This window comes from Kitasatospora sp. NPDC048715 (assembly GCF_043198905.1).
Classification (GTDB): Bacteria; Actinomycetota; Actinomycetes; order Streptomycetales; family Streptomycetaceae; genus Kitasatospora; species Kitasatospora lactacystinica.
In genome coordinates, this window is sequence record NZ_JBICVH010000004.1 from 16,379 (window position 1) to 31,393 (window position 15,015).

Here is a 15,015-nt window from a genome sequence, read left to right on the forward strand (position 1 = left end):
GGACGGTCACCGACGTGCCCCGGAAACGGGACGCCGGTACGGGGGCGGACGGTTCCCGGGCGCGTCGCGACCGAGGGGGACCGCCCTCGGGACATTTCCGCTCTTTCCGCCTGGCTGTTCGTCAGATTTCTTCGGCGGAATAACTCGGCCTTGTTGTGGTCAAGTTGTCGCCAGGTCGGTGAATCGGAAATGCCGAATCGGGTTCCGGGAAAAGCCGATTAAGGAGCGGAAGGCGCCGCGTCCGGGCTCCGGTCCGCCGCCGGGCCGGCCGGCAGCGGCGGCAGGGTCCGCAGCGCCCGGGCGACCTGCCCCAGCCAGCGGGTCTCGGCCTCCATGCCGCCGGCGTGCGGCAGGTGCGGTTCGGCCGGCGGCGGGCCGCTGCGGAGGGGGCCGTCGGGAGCCCGGGTGCGGGCGCGGCGCAGGGCGGCGGCGATCCGGACGGCCTCGGCCCGCGCGGCGGCGTCGGTGTCGGCGGCTTCGACGGCAGCGGCGTCGGTGGAGGGGACACCGGTGGAAGGGGCCTCACCGGGGCTGCCGTCGGGGGAGGGGGAGTCCTCGGCCGTGCGGTAGCGGCGCAGGATCAGCAGCCCGTCCCGGATCTCGATGACCCGTCGGTAGAGGGCGAGTTCGGCGTCGGCGGGAGGCATCCGGCCGGCGGTGATCCGGCCCGTGGTGATCCGGCCCGTGGTGAGGGCGATCTGCGGGAAGGCCGCGTGCAGGGCCCGCCACAGCGGCCCGAGCGACCGGTAGCCGCGGTACGCGGCCCGCCACCGCCGGGCGGCGCGCCCGGCGCGCGCCCACAGCAGCGTGGTGGCGCCGGCCAGCAGCAGGACCGCGCAGACGCGTCCGAGCGCCAGCGAGACGGGGTCCTCGGTGGTCAGTTGACGGCCCGTGCGCAGGGCGCCGAGGACGTCGTCGAGGCCCCAGGCGGCCCAGAGCAGGCCGGCGGCGGTGGTGAGGGTGACCAGGCCGAGGGCCGTGCGCAGGGCCGTGTCGTCGGCCCGGCGGGTCCAGTGGGTCGTCCGGCGCAGCAGGGTGACCAGGCAGCCGGCCACGTAGCCGGTGACGACCAGGTCGTAGCCGGCCAGCGCCACGGGGCCGAGGGCGCCGGTGGCCACCAGTTGGCCGCCCTCCTCCCGGGGCCGGGCGAGCAGGAACAGGACGGTCGCGGCGAGGACCGCGAGGGCGGTGCCGACGCAGCGGCGGCGCAGCGCGCGGGCGTCGGCCTCGGGGCGGCGCAGCGCGACGGCGGTCAGTGCGAGGAATCCGGCGGAGCCCGTCCGGAGGTGGTCGGTGAGCATGCCGGTCAGGCCCGCCAGGCCGGTTCCGTGGTCGATGTCCACCCCGGCCCGGGCGGCCGTCAGCGCCAGGAAGGCGCCGAAGCACCAGGCGAAGCAGCAGGTGAAGAGCAGGGCCGGCGAGCGGCCGCGGCGCCGGCCCGCGAGGAAGCGGTAGGTGCCAAGGCCGAGCAGGAAGGCCGCGGCGAGGGCGAGGACGGGGTCAGTCATGCGGGCCGGTCGGGCGGCGGGTGCCCAGCAGGGGGGAGAGCCGGTGCGCCCACTCGGCGTCGCGGGGCTCCGCGCCGGACGGCCGGCCGCCGGGCAGCAGGGCGCGCTTGAGGATCAGCGAGGCGAGCAATTCCGCCTCCTGCTCCTGCGGTTCGAGGTAGACGGTGCGTCCCAGGACCTTCCCGATCAGTGCCGGGGACAGGTGCGGCAGCAGGCCGCGGGTGAGTCCCGGGTCGGCCGGGGTGCCGTCGGTGTGGCCCAGCAGGAGGTGGGCGTACTCGTGCACCAGGATGTGCTGGCGGTGCACCTCGCTGGTGTCCTCGGCGTAGACGATGTAGTCGGCCTGACCGGTCGTCACCAGCAGTCCGCACGGCGCCCCGGGCCGTGCGGGTACGGCGATCAGGTCGATGGGCCGGCCGCGGTCGCGGGCGAGTCGGGCGACGAGCTCGGCGGCGTCGAACGGGTCGGGGAGTTCGAGCGAATCGCTGATCGCGCGGCAGCGCCGCATCAGTCCGCCGTGCCGTCGGATCCACCGCAATGCGCGCCTCACCTGTCCGCCGGGGCCGGCGTGGCCGGTCGGCCGTCGCGTCGCGGGGTGCCTCCCGGTGGCACCGCGTCGTGCTCACCGGGAGGGTTTGCCCCTGGCAGCCTCCCGGCGAGCGATAGTCTCGATCACATCGGAGACCGTGTCCAGGGCTTCGGGCGAGAGTTCCACCGCCCGCAGTGCCATGTTCCGGACGCCGGCGTCCCGCAGCGCCTCCAGGAGGGCGAGTTCGGCGAGGATCTCCTCGGACCGGTCGTCGAAGAAGTAGGCGGGCGAGACCTGGAAGAACCGTGCCAGGGCTTCCAGGTGACGTTTGGTCGGGTTGTCGCGCCTGCCGGTGCGCAGCTGCCACAGGTAGGTGGCCGAGAAGGTCTCGCCGGTGGCCTCGCGGCAGGCGCGCGCCACGTCCTCGTTGCTGTACTGCTCCCGGTTGGGGCGCCGGACCGTGCGGAACAGCGTCTCGATCTTCTCGGCGAGCGAACTCGCCCCGGCTCCCGCCATCTCCGCCTCCTGCGCCACCTGGCCTCCTGCGCCACCACTGCCGGTTCGGGCGGCGCTGGTGCACGGGGTCGGCCGCCGGGGAACCATCGTAGCTTCGGGCACGGCGCCGGTGTCGGGCCGTGCCGTTTCCCGGCCCCCTCGCGGGCGGGAGGGGGTGTCGCGCGCGGGACGGCGGCAGCGGTGGAAGACGCCGCGGCAGGTGCCCCCGGAGTGCCGAACACCCGGGGACACCTGCCGAGTCGACCGGATCGACACCGTTCGGTCGTCGGGCCGGTACGCGGTTGTCACCCCTCGTGCAGCGCCCACTTGTTGCTGTCGACCCGGGTGTTGCCGGGCAGGGCGATCAGTTCCGGCTTGAACAGCGGCTGGGTGTCCATCGCGGGTTCCCAGGTCGCCAGCTTCTCGTCCTGCGGGACCTCGATCCGCCGGTCCGCGGCGAGGTCGGCGACCACCTTCAGCAGCAGTCGCACGCCCAGCGGAGCCAGGTGGTCGCGCCACAGGCTCTGCGCGGTCGAGCCCGGGGGCACGAACAGGTGCTCCTGGGCGGCGAGCGGGCCGCCGTCGGTGCGCTCGGTGAGGTGGTAGACGCTCCCGCCCGTCACCTTGTCGCCGTCGCGGATGGTCCATCGGATCGCGTCCCGGCCGCGGTGCAGCGGCAGCAGGCTGGGGTGGTACCCGATGGTGGCGACGGTGGCCCTGGCGCGCGTGTTGCGGCCGAGGAAGGCGTGCGAGTGCGCGGCGACGATGATGTCCACCCCGTCCGGGATGTGCATCGCGCGCAGTTCGGCCGAGTCCGTCCAGGGGATGTCCCGGGGGAACGCCCAGGCGCGCAGGCGGTCCCAGGCCATCGCGTCGCTCTCGTCGGACTTGCCCTTGCGCAGCCGGGGCGCGGCCGCGCCGACGATCTTGTGACCGTTGTCCAGGAGGGCTTCCGCGACCTGAACCGCGAACGCCCCTTGTCCTGACATGTAGATGTTCATCCGCACTCCTGCGGTCGCTGGTTCGGGTGGTGGTCGCCGTCGGGTCGCCGTCAGGCCGCCGGCGTTCCCACCGCGGTGGTGAAGTGCTGCTCGACGTAGTCGAGGGCACCCTCACGGTCCGGGCAGGAGTGGACGATCCGCCAGCCGTCCGGGACGGCCAGGTGCGGCCGCCACAGCGCGTACTGCTCGTCGGCGTTCACGACGACCAGCCAGTCGCCCTCCCCGCCGTCGAAGGGGTTGCCGCTCATCGGTCGACCTCTTTCAGTCCGGAGTGATCGGGATCGAAGCGCACCGGCATGGTGGAGAACCCGGTCAGGAAGTTGGACCGGATGGGCAGCGCCTCGTCGGTCTGCTCGAAGCCGACGGTGAAGTCCCGCAGGGCCTTGAGCAGTTCGGCGATCTCCACCTTGGCCAGGTACGAGCCGACGCAGAAGTGCGGGCCGTAGCCGAAGGCCAGGTGCTTGTTGGGGGTGCGGCCGAGGTCGAACTCCTCGGGCCGCGCGAAGACCCGCTCGTCGCGGTTGCCGGAGGCGTGCCACAGGGTGACGATGTCGCCCTGCCGCAGCCGCACGCCGTGCAGTTCGGTCTCCCGCTCGACGCTGCGCCCGAAGTGCATGGTGGGCGAGGCCCAGCGCAGCACCTCGTCCACGGCGGTCTCGACGGCGACCTCGCCCTGCTTGAGCCGCCGCCACTGCTCGGGCTGGGCCGCGAGGGTGCGGACGCAGTCGATCATCGTCAGCCGGCTGGTCTCGTCGCCCCCGATGATCAGGCTGTAGCAGTTCAGCACGACGTCCTCGTCGGTCAGCGGCACCCCGTCGATGGCGCTGCCGATCAGCATGCTGATGACGTCCTCGCCCGGTGACTCGCGCCGCTCCTCGACGATGTCCATGAAGTACATCAGGATCTCGTTGCGGGCCATCTCGGAGTCGACCTCGTCGACGTCCTCGTCGTCCGCCGAGAGCGCGGTCTTGGTCAGGGAGAGCAGGTAGTCCCGGTCCCGCTCGGGCACGCCGAGCAGGTTCGAGATCGTGGTCATCGGGATCCGGCTGGCGATCTGCTCCGCGAAGTCGCAGCCGCCGGACTCGACCGCCTCGCGGATCCACTGCCGGGTGTTGACCCGGACGGTCTGCGCGACCTCGTCGAGCACCCTCGGCGAGAGCACCCGCTGGAGGATCTTGCGCAGCTCCAGGTGCCGGGGTCCGTCGGTGACGGCCAGCATCCGGCCGGCCCCGGCGTCGCCGCCCTCCAGGAGGGTGACGAGCACGTTGCCGCGCTGGGACGTGAAGTTCACGTTGTCCCGGTAGGTGGCCATGATGTCGTCGTAGCGGGAGAGCACCCAGAACCCCCGACGGCCGCCGACCGGCGGGTTCCAGTGCATCGGTGCGGTGTCCCGCAGGGTGCGCCAGAACCCGACGAGGTCGTGGTCCGCGAAGGTGGCCGGGTCTCCCAGGTCCAAGGTGTCCAGTGCCGGTGTGCTCATGGTCACCAGTCCGTACGCCAGAACCGGCGGGGCTGGAACGGGTAGGTGGGCAGCGGCACGCGGCGGCCGGCCTCCCCGAGGTGCAGGGCGTCGAAGTCCACCTGCTGGCCGGTCACCCAGGCGGCGGCCAGGTCGGACAGCGCCTCGTGGTCCCGGCCGGCCGGGACGATCCCGCTGTCGTTGCGCGAGAAGGCGCCCGGGTCGGTCCGCGGGGCGGCGGCGGTCGTGGTGGCCGCGCCGCGGGCGGCGTCGTCGGACAGCGCCGCGATCAGCTCCTCGCGGCTGCGGACCACGGCCGCCCACCGGCGGGCCATCACCTTGCGGCCGAGGTTGAGGGTGAAGCAGACGTCGTCCAGGCGCAGGCCGGGGTTCGCCTCCAGCCACTCCTTGAGGCGGGTGCGCTGGCGGCCCAGCGCGTCGTCGTCCAGGGCGGACAGGGTGGCCAGCCGCGGCCGGCCCTCCTCCTCGGGGGCGCGCTCGGCGGGCGCCGGCGCCTCCTCCAGCAGCAGGTGGGCGTTGTAGCCGCCGCCGCCGATCGAGGTGATGCCCGCGCGGCGGATGCCGGCCTCCGGCTCCCAGGCCGCGCCCTCGATCTGCGGCACGAAGGGGGTGCTGGGGAAGTCGAGGTCCTGGTTGACCTCCGTCAGGTTGATCGTCGCCGGGAGCGTCTTGTGGTACAGCGCCAGCGCGGCCTTGATCGCGCCGAAGCCGCCCGACACCACGCCGCCGTGGCCCACGTTGCCCTTGACCCCGCCGATCGAGGTGGTCGCGGTCTGCTTCCCGAACGCCATGGTCGCCGCGTGCACTTCGAGCTCGTCGGTCATCGGCAGGCCGAGGCCGTTGGCCTCGTACATGGACACGGTGTCCGGGGTGACGCCGCCGACCTCCATGGCGGCGGCGATGCAGGCGCTCAGCCGCTCGGGCTGGGCCAGGCCGTACGCCATCGCGCTGACGCCGTTGTTGTTGACGGCCGAGCCCCGGACCACGGCGTAGACGTGGTCGCGGTCGGCGACGGCCTGGCCGAGCGGCTTCAGCAGCACGGTGACCACGCCGCTGGACAGCGCGGTGCCGGTGCCGTTGGCGTCGAACGGGCGGCAGTGGCCGTCCTTCGACAGGATGCGGTTCTCCTCCCAGAGGTGACCGCGGGGGTGCGGCAGGCGGACCATCGAGCCGCCGGCGATCGCCATGTCGCTCTGGCCCAGCAGCAGCGACTGGCAGGCCAGGTGCACCGAGTAGTGGAAGCCCGCACAGACGGCGGCGACGGTGACGGCCTCGCCGGTGAGGCCCATGTAGTACAGCGCGTTGGAGGTCATGGTGTCCGGCGACCACGCCAGGCTGGCCTCGATCGCCTCGGGGCCGACCGACACCCGGTCCGGCGGGGAGCTGTAGAGCGCGGCGGTCTGCGGGTTGTTGGCGCCGTACATGCCGATCTCGGCCTTGAGCCGGTCCGGGTCGTAGCCGCCGTCCTCCAGCGACTCCCAGGCGCTCTCCAGGAACAGCCGGTTCTCCGGGGTCATCGCGGCCGCCATCCGGTCGCTGATGCCGAACACCGACGGGTCGAACTTGTCGTACGTGTCGAGCACGCCGCAGGCCCGTACGTAGAACGGGCTGTGGATCAGGGTCTCGTCGACGTGGATGTCGTCCTTGGCCAGGAAGGACACGGTCTCCCGGCCGTTGACGAGGATGTCCCAGAACTGCTCCTTGGTGCGGGCACCCGGTGCCCGCAGGGACATGCCGATGATGGCCACGTCACCCGGGTCGTACTCCTGCTCGGGGCTGTCGGTCATGGAAGGCTCCTGCTTCGTGTCGGGTAGGGGGCGTGACTCAGCGGCCGGTGGCGCCGCCGCGGCCGCGCAGGGCGGCACGGCGGGCGCCGGCCCGCTGGCGGGCCGACTGGACCACCTCGGGGGTGGCGCCGAACTCGTCGTCGAGCCAGCGGGCGAGGGAGGCGATGTCGCGGAAGCTGAAGAGGTCGGGCACGCGGACGCGGCGGTCGAAGCGCCGGGTCATCAGCCGGGCGAGGCGGACGAGCAGCAGCGAGTCGCCGCCGAGGTCGTAGAAGGCGGACTGCACGTCGATGGTCGACGGTTCGAGGTCGAGCAGCTGGCCCCAGATCTCCGACAGCGCGATCTCGGTCGGCGTGGTGGCGGCGGTCAGCGGCCCGTCGGTGTCGGCGGCCGGCGGCTCGGGCAGCGCGTTGCGGTCGAGCTTCCCGCCCGGGCCCAGCGGGAGGGCGTCCAGGAACACGAGCGTCGCGGGCACCATGTAGTCGGGCAGTTCGACGGCGAGCCTGCCGGTGACGGCGCTCTGGAGCGCGGCGTCCAGCCGGGGGCCGTCCTGCGGCGCGCCGTCGCCCGCGGGCACGACGTAGCCGACGAGCCGGTTGCCCCGGACGGTGGCGGCGGCCTCCCGGACCTCGGGGCAGGCGGTCAGCCGGGCCTCGACCTCCTCCAGCTCGATCCGGTAGCCGCGCAGCTTGACCTGGTGGTCGGAGCGGCCGAGGAACTGGAGTTCGCCGCTCTCGGTGAACTTGACGACGTCCCCGGTGCGGTACATGCGCTCGCCGCTGCGGAACGGGTCCGGCAGGAACCGCTCGGCGGTGGTGCGCGGCCGGTTGACGTAGCCGTGGGCGAGGCCGACGCCGCCGAGGTAGAGCTCGCCGGCCTCGCCGACCGGCAGCGGCTTCAGCTCGTCGTCGAGCACGTAGACCAGGTCGGTGGTGGTCGGCGGGCCGATGGTCGGCTCGTCGGTCCCCTCCTCGGGCACCAGCCCGAACGAGCAGAAGACGGTGCCCTCGGTGGGGCCGTAGGCGTTGAACACCCGGGTGGCGCCGGTCTCCTGGTAGGCCCGGTCGACCAGCTTGCGGCGCAGGGCCTCGCCGCCGAACACGATCGAGCGCACGTTCGGGGGCAGGGCGCCGGCGTCGAGCAGGCCGTTCATCACCGACGGGACGACGGACAGGTGGGTGACCCGGTCCACGTACCGGCTCTCCGGCAGGTGCACGGCGCTCTCGACGAGCACCACGGCGCCGCCGCGGCACAGCGCGTTGAAGATCTCCATCACGGACAGGTCGAAGCAGATCGAGCTGGCGGCCGAGACGCCGCTCAGGTCGCAGCCCTCCAGGACCCGGTCCATCTCGGCGAGCATCGCCACGGCGCCGGAGTGCCGCACGGCCACGCCCTTGGGCCTGCCGGTGGAGCCCGAGGTGTAGATGACGTACGCGGTGTCCTCGGGCACGACCGCGACGGGCTTCGCGCCGGCCTCGGTGGTCACGCCGTCCCCGAGCACGACGACCGTCGGCCCGGGCGGGCAACTGGCCCGGGACGCGGGCGTGGTGAGCAGCAGGCGGGTCCCGCTGTCCTGGACCATGAAGGTCAGCCGGTCGGCGGGGTAGTTCGGGTCCAGCGGCAGGTAGCAGGATCCGGAGCGCAGGGCCGCCAGGACGGCGACGAGCAGGTCGGGGGTGCGCTCGACGCAGATGCCGACCGGGACGCCGGGGCCCGCGCCGTCGGCGACCAGCCGCTCGGCCAGCACCCGGGACCGCTCGTTCAGCTCGCCGTAGGTCAGGACGCCGGCGTCGGAGTAGACCGCGGTCGCGTCGGGGTTCTTGACCGCCTGGGCGATGAACTCGGAGTGCAGGGTTTCCGTCACTTGTCCGTCTCCTTGGGGAGGCCGGTCGGCGCGATGTCGCCGAGGGCCTGGTCGGGTCGGGCGATCGAGTCGAAGAGCACGGTGCGGTACAGCGCGAGCAGGGCCGTCACGGTCCGCCGCTCCAGGTAGCTCGGCTTGAACTGGACGTGGCCGGCCACCCTGCCGTCGATGTCGGCCATCGAGATCTCCAGGTCGAACTTGGCGAGGTGCCGGCGCACCTGGAGCGGTTCGAGCGGCAGCGCGCCGTCCGGGGCGATGGTCTCGCCGACGCCGTGGAAGAGCTTGACGGAGCGGGGGAAGGCGTCCGAGGACAGCCAGTTGACCACCACGTCGAACCAGGGGGAGCGGCCCTCGGCGCGCGGCGGCTTCAGCTGGGAGGCCAGCAGGTCGAGCGGGTAGTTCATGTGCTCCAGGAGGCCGAGCGAGTAGGCGTGGACCTCGCTCAGCAGCTCGCGGAAGCTCCGCCCGCCGGAGGGGTTCGCCCGCACCAGCACGGTGTTGAGGTAGTAGCCGATGGCGGACTCCCAGCCGGGCTCGGCCCGTTGGGCGATGGCGGTGGCCAGCACCGAGTCCTCGGTCCCGGCCGCGCGGTTGAGCGTGGCGAAGAACCCGGCCAGCACGACGGTGCTCACCGACACGCCCTCGCGCACCGCGAACTCCCGCAGCAGGCGGGTCTCCTCGGCGCTCCAGCGGAACGCGATGTCGCGGCCCTCGTAGGTGACGCCCGGCGGCCGCTCCTTGCTGGAGAGGTCGAGGTGGGCGGGCGGGTCGGCCAGCTTCCGCGACCACCAGTCCAGGGCCGCCTCGGCCGCCGGACCGGCCAGCCACTGCCGCTCCCACTCGACGAACTCGGTGTACGGGGCGACCGGCGCGCTGCGGGCGGGGTCGGCGCCCTCGTAGTACTCCTGGAGTTCGCGGATCATGACGTCGGCCGAGGCCGCGTCCGACGCGATGTGGTGGACGAGCACCATCAGGTAGTGGTCGGAGGGTCCGCGCCGCATGAGGACGATCCGCACCAGCGGCCCGTTGTCCATGTCGAGCGGCTCGTGCCCGTACTGGGCCAGCTCCTCGCGGGCCTGCTCGTCGTCCAGGTCGGAGGTGTCCACCACGAGGAACTCGTACACCGGCTCGTCCAGGACGACCTGGTACGGGCTGCCGCCCGCCTCCACGAAGACGGTGCGCAGCGCGGGGTGCCGGTCCAGCACGGTCCGGACGGCGTGCTCCAGGGCCTCCTCGTCGACCGCCGTCCGGATCCGGGCGGTCACCATGAAGTTGTACGGCACGGCGTCCGGCGCGACCATCTGCATGAACCAGAGCGAGGCCTGGCCGTGCGAGGCCGGCGCCACTTCGAGACCGAGGCCTTCGGCGCGCAGCTGCTCCAGCGCCGGCGCGTCGGTGGCCTCCAGCAGCCCGCGCGCGTCCAGCTCCTCCACCAGCTCCTCGGCGTCCAGTTCGGACAGGTCCTCCAGGAAGGACCGCTTCGGCGCGGCCTCGGGGACCGGTGCGGGCCGGGCGGCCGCCGCCGGCGCCTGGGGCGCCTGTGCCGCGGGGGCGGGGGCGGCCGGTCCGCCGGAGAGCCCGACGAAGTGGCCGACGACCTCGGCGATGGAGCGCCCGTCCAGGAACACCACCGGCGACACCCGGTGCCCGAGCACCGCCTGCATCCTGTTGACGAGGCGGATGGCCAGCATCGAGTCGAGGCCGAAGTCGCGCAGACCGGCGTTCTCGTCGAACCTGCTCACCGGCACGCCCAGCGCGTCGGCCAGTTCGGCGAGGACGACCTCCGGCACCGGCCGGTCCGCCGTGGCCGGGGCCGCCGCCGGCCGCACCTCGACCGGGGCGGCCACCGTCGCGGCCGGGGCGACGGCCGCGGTCCCGACGGCCGGGGCGGGCGCCGCCGCGGCGCGGGGCTCGGTGTCGATCCAGTAGCGCTCCTTCTGCCACTGGACGAGCGGGGTCTCCACGAGTTCGACGTCGTCGGCGAAGAGCGGGTCGAAGGTCAGCGGCAGGCCCCTGACGTACAGCGAGGCGGCGGCGCCCAGCAGGCAGCGGACGTCGCTCTCCTCGCGCCGCAGGGAGTTGATCGCGTGCACCTGGACGCCGCGGGACAGTCCGATCTCCTCGACCGCGCCGCGCAGCGTCTCGTGCGGGCCGATCTCGATGAAGGTGGAGACGCCCCGGTCGACCAGCGCACCGATCGTCTCGGCGAACCGGACCTGGTTGCGCAGGTTGTGCACCCAGTAGTCGACGTCGGCGACCGGGTTCACCGTGTCGGCCAGCGCCGTGGAGTGGAAGGGGATGGCGGGCGCCAGCGGGGTGATGCCGTCGATGCTCTCGCGCAGCGGCTCGATCAGCGGGTCCATGCCGGGGCTGTGCACCGGCCGTTCGACCCGGATCCGCCGGACCGAGACGCCGTCCCGCCGGAGGTCGGCCTCCAGGGCGTCGACGGCCTCGGGCGAGCCGGAGACCGCCGCGCTGGTGGGGCTGTTGACCACGGCGACGGCGGCGTGCTCGGCGTACGGGGCGAGCCGCGGCTGCAGCTCCTCCTCCGGCAGGTCGACCGAGATCATGGCGCCCTCGGCGGCCTTGCGCTCCAGCAGGTGCGAGCGCGAGACCACGACCCGGGCGGCGTCCTCCAGCGACAGCGCGCCGGCCACGCAGGCGGCCGCGACCTCGCCCAGGCTGTGCCCGACGACGGCCGTCGGCTCGATGCCCAGGTCGAGCCAGACCTTCGCCAGCGAGACCTGCAGGGCGAACAGCACGGGCTGCTGGAAGTCCATCTCCTCGTACCGGGCCTCCTCCGCGGGGGCGGCGAGGTGGTCGAGCACCGAGAAGCCGCCGGCCGCGCGCACGGCGGCGTCGCAGGCGTGCATCGAGGCCCGGAAGCCGGCGTGGGAGCGCAGCAGTTCGCGGCCCATGCCGACCCACTGGGTGCCGCCGCCGGAGAACACCAGTGCCACCCGCCGGTCGGCGTTGCCGGAGACCGTGCCGGTGACCACGTCGGGGTGCGGCTGCCCGGCGGCGACCCGGGCGAGTCCGTCCAGGACGTCCTGCCGGTCGCGGGCGAACAGCGCGATCCGGTGGCTGTGGTGGGTGCGCCTGGCGGCGAGGGTGTAGGCGAGGTCGGAGACCCGCAGGCCGGGGTCGCGTTCGACGTGGTTGGACAGCTCGCGGCAGGTGTCGGTCAGCGCGCCCGCGGTCCGGGCGGTGACGGGCACCAGGTGCAGCTGCCCGTCGGCCGCGGCGTCGCCCGGGCTCGGCGCGACGTGCCGTCCCCGGTCGCCGGCCAGGAAGGGGTGGGCCGCGACGGGGTGCCCGGCGGCGTACAGGGCGCCGAGCGAGCCGAGCAGGGTCGAGGCCTCGTCGGCGCCGCGCCGCAGCGAGGGCAGGGTGGTCGCCGGCAGGATCTCCGAGGCCGACTTGAGCAGGAGGGGGTGCGGGCTGATCTCGATCACCGCGTCGACGTCGTGGTCGCGCAGCTTCGTCAGGGCGTCGACCACCCGGATCTCCCGGCGCAGGTTGTCCGCCCAGTAGTCCGGTCCGAGCTCCGCGCCGTCGACGAGTTCGCCGGTGACCGTCGAGATCATCGGGATGCGGGTGCTCCGGGGCCTGATGCCGTCGAGCTCGACCTTCAGCGGGGCGAGGACGTGGTCGACCAGTGCCGAGTGCGGGGCGTGGCCCATCCGCACCCGGTGGTTGGTGACGCCGGCCGCGGTCAGCCGCTCGACGAGGTCGTCGATCTCCTGCGGAGTGCCGGTGACGAGCGTGGAGCTGAGGCCGTTGTAGCCGGAGAGGGTGAGCCCGCCGGTCAGGTGCGGCCGGACCTCGTCCGCGGGGGTCATCACCACGATGCCCTCGCCGCGGCCCACGGCCAGCAGCTGGAGGAGCCGGCCGTGGTGGGCGGCCAGGCGGGAGGCGTCGTCGAAGTCGAGGGCGCCGGCGATGTGGGAGGCGGCGAACTCGCCGACGCTCTGCCCCACGACGACGTCCGGCTCCACCCCCAGCGAGCGCCAGGTCTCGGCCAGCGCGACCTGCAGGGAGAACAGCAGCGGCTGGAAGACGTCCATGTCGTCGAGGCGGCCGTCGGGGGCCAGCAGCTGTTCGACGAGCGAGAAGCCGAGCAGCTCCCGCATCCGCTTGTCGGACTTCATCATGGAGCGGCGGAACACCGGCTGGCCGGCGAGCAGTTGGCGGCCCATGCCGAGCCACTGCGAGCCGTTGCCCGAGAACAGGAACGCCACCCGCGGCCGGCGGCCGGTCTGCTCGCCGACACTCAGTCCGGGGGCCTGCGCGCCGCTGCCGAAGGCGTCGAGGCTGCTCCTGAGTTCGGCCATGTCGCGGGCGGTGGCCGCGAGCCGGAACGGGCCGTCGCCGGGCGTGCGGCGGCAGAGCGCGCGCAGGTCGGTCGCGTCGCGCAGCGCCCGGGCCCGCTCGGCCAGCGCCTCGCGGGAGTCCGCGGCCAGCAGCAGGAGCGAGGCCTCGGGGCGCGGCAGTTCCTCGACGGCGACGTGGCAGATCGAGCCGCCGAACCCGAACGAGCTGACGCCGCCGCGGCGGGCGTCGGAGTGCCGCGGCCACGGCTCCAGCCGGTCCTGGACGGTGAGGTTGTACTCGTCGAACAGGATCTGCGGGTTCGGCGCGGTGTAGTGCAGGCTCGGCGGCAGCACGCCGTTGCGCATCGACATCGCGAGCTTGACCAGGCCGACGATCCCGGCGGCCGCCTCCAGGTGGCCGACGTTGGACTTGACGGAGCCGAGCCGCAGCGGCTGCGGGCGGTCGCCGCCCAGGACGGCGCCGATGGCGTTGGCCTCGATCGGGTCGCCGAGCGGCGTCGCGGAGCCGTGGCACTCGATGTAGTCCACGAGGTCGGGGGAGATGCCGGCCCGCTGCCAGGCGGTGCGGAGCATCTTCTCCTGCGCCTGGGGGTTGGGCGCCGTCATGCCGTTGCTCAGGCCGTCGTTGTTGGAGGAGCTGCCCTTGATCAGGCAGTACACCGGCAGGTCGCGCTCCAGCGCCACGCTCAGCGGGGCGAGCACGACGACGCCGGCGCCCTCGCCGCGGACGTAGCCGTTGGCGCGGGCGTCGAAGGACTTGCAGCGGCCGTCCGGGGCGAGCGCGCCCATCGCGTCCATGGCGGTGTAGTAGTCGGATACGAAGCTCAGGTTCACGCCACCGGCGAGCACCAGGTCGCTCTCGCCCAGCTGGATCGACTGGCAGCCGACGTGCACCGAGATCAGCGAGCCCGCGCAGGCGGAGTCGATGGCCATGCTGGGGCCTTGCAGGCCGAGGATGTAGGAGACGCGGTTGGCGATGATGCCGTCGTGCATGCCGGTCGCGGTGTGCGGGGTGATCTGGCTGTCGGGGCCGCGGTAGTGCGCCAGGGCGGCGTAGTCGCCCCAACAGGAGGCCATGAACACGCCGGTGTCACTGCCGACCAGGCTGTGCGGCGCGATGCCCGCGTCCTCCAGCGCCTCCCAGGACAGTTCCAGGATCAGGCGCTGCTGCGGGTCCATCTGGACGGCCTCGCGGGGCGAGATGCCGAAGAACAGCGGGTCGAAGCGGTCGATGCCGTCGATGAATCCGCCCCAGCGCACCCGGTCGTTCAGCAGCTCGCGGCGGGCGCCCGGCACCGGTCCGACGGCGTCGCCGCCCTCGACCAGCAGCCGCCAGAACGCGGACGGGTCCGGGCCTCCGGGGAACCGGCAGCCGATGCCCACGACCGCGACGGGCTCGTGCGAGGGCGTGCGGCGCCGGGTGGTCGGGGCGGGCTCCGCGGCACGCGGGCCCTCGACGAGTGCCCGGGCCAGGCCGTCGACGGTCGGGTACTGCCACATCCAGGTGGCGGGAACCTGCCAGCCGAGGAACTCGGACAGGGCGGCCGCGAGGTTCACCGACTTCAGCGAGTCCAATCCGTACCGGTGCATCGGCGCCCACCGGTCCACCGAGTTCGCGGACAGGTCCAACAGCTCGGCAAAACGGGATAGCAGGAAGTCCGTGACGGCGGATATGTCTCGCGCTGCGCGCTCTTGGGGCATGGCGACTCCCTCAGCAGGGCTGGTGAAATGGGCGGGTGGAGCTTCACAACCGATCGTTCACAAGGGGGGCTCGTCAGGTATTCCGTATCAAGGCAGTTCGACTGCGAATGCTGGATCCGACCTGTACATGACATGCATGGACGTGCGACCGGGCACCACTGCTCCTCGCGCGGGGAGGGGGGAAGGGCTGCCCGAAGCTCCGGCCGAGCGGTGTGGTCGTGCATGGTGACGACGGCAAACTTCGAGGTGACGCGGGTGGTCGCGATTCAGCGGCTCACTGTGGAATTCTCGCCGCCCCCGTGCGGCCCTGCCGGTG

At 73.2% G+C, this 15,015-nt stretch carries 9 protein-coding genes; all 9 read right to left on the bottom strand.

The window, feature by feature from the left end:
• Positions 1-218 precede the first annotated feature (218 nt).
• The 9 genes from ACGFSC_RS09225 to ACGFSC_RS09265 all read right to left on the bottom strand — a co-directional run bounded on the left by ACGFSC_RS09225 (position 219) and on the right by ACGFSC_RS09265 (position 14,699).
• Entirely contained in the window at positions 219-1,508 is a 1,290-nt protein-coding gene (locus tag ACGFSC_RS09225; RefSeq protein ID WP_359906737.1) for an MAB_1171c family putative transporter, read from the bottom strand.
• The gene (locus ACGFSC_RS09230; protein WP_359906740.1) at positions 1,501-2,016 is read right to left on the bottom strand and encodes a ParH-like protein; all 516 of its coding nucleotides are present in this window, start codon (positions 2,014-2,016) and stop codon (positions 1,501-1,503) included. The genes ACGFSC_RS09225 and ACGFSC_RS09230 overlap by 8 nt, the downstream gene beginning before the upstream one ends.
• A gap of 114 nt (positions 2,017-2,130) precedes the next feature.
• A complete protein-coding gene (locus tag ACGFSC_RS09235; protein ID WP_380356168.1) occupies positions 2,131-2,553 on the bottom strand; it encodes an XRE family transcriptional regulator in 423 nt (140 codons plus the stop codon).
• A 284-nt stretch (positions 2,554-2,837) separates the two neighbouring features.
• Entirely contained in the window at positions 2,838-3,533 is a 696-nt protein-coding gene (locus tag ACGFSC_RS09240; protein ID WP_359906746.1) for a formyltransferase family protein, read from the bottom strand.
• Positions 3,534-3,583: 50 nt separating this feature from the next.
• Complete coding sequence (locus ACGFSC_RS09245; protein ID WP_359906749.1) at positions 3,584-3,781, bottom strand: MbtH family protein; 198 nt, start codon at positions 3,779-3,781, stop codon at positions 3,584-3,586.
• On the bottom strand, positions 3,778-5,019 hold the full coding sequence (locus ACGFSC_RS09250) for a cytochrome P450 (protein WP_359906752.1): 1,242 nt from the start codon (positions 5,017-5,019) through the stop codon (positions 3,778-3,780). The genes ACGFSC_RS09245 and ACGFSC_RS09250 overlap by 4 nt, the downstream gene beginning before the upstream one ends.
• Positions 5,016-6,800, bottom strand: a complete 1,785-nt coding sequence (locus ACGFSC_RS09255; RefSeq protein ID WP_359906755.1) for a type I polyketide synthase — start codon at positions 6,798-6,800, stop codon at positions 5,016-5,018. Before ACGFSC_RS09255 ends, ACGFSC_RS09250 begins: the two co-directional genes overlap by 4 nt.
• A 37-nt stretch (positions 6,801-6,837) precedes the next feature.
• On the bottom strand, positions 6,838-8,664 hold the full coding sequence (locus ACGFSC_RS09260) for a non-ribosomal peptide synthetase (protein ID WP_359906757.1): 1,827 nt from the start codon (positions 8,662-8,664) through the stop codon (positions 6,838-6,840).
• Positions 8,661-14,699: an acyltransferase domain-containing protein gene (locus ACGFSC_RS09265; protein ID WP_359906760.1), complete on the bottom strand. Its 6,039-nt coding sequence runs from the start codon at positions 14,697-14,699 to the stop codon at positions 8,661-8,663. Before ACGFSC_RS09265 ends, ACGFSC_RS09260 begins: the two co-directional genes overlap by 4 nt.
• Positions 14,700-15,015 lie beyond the last annotated feature (316 nt).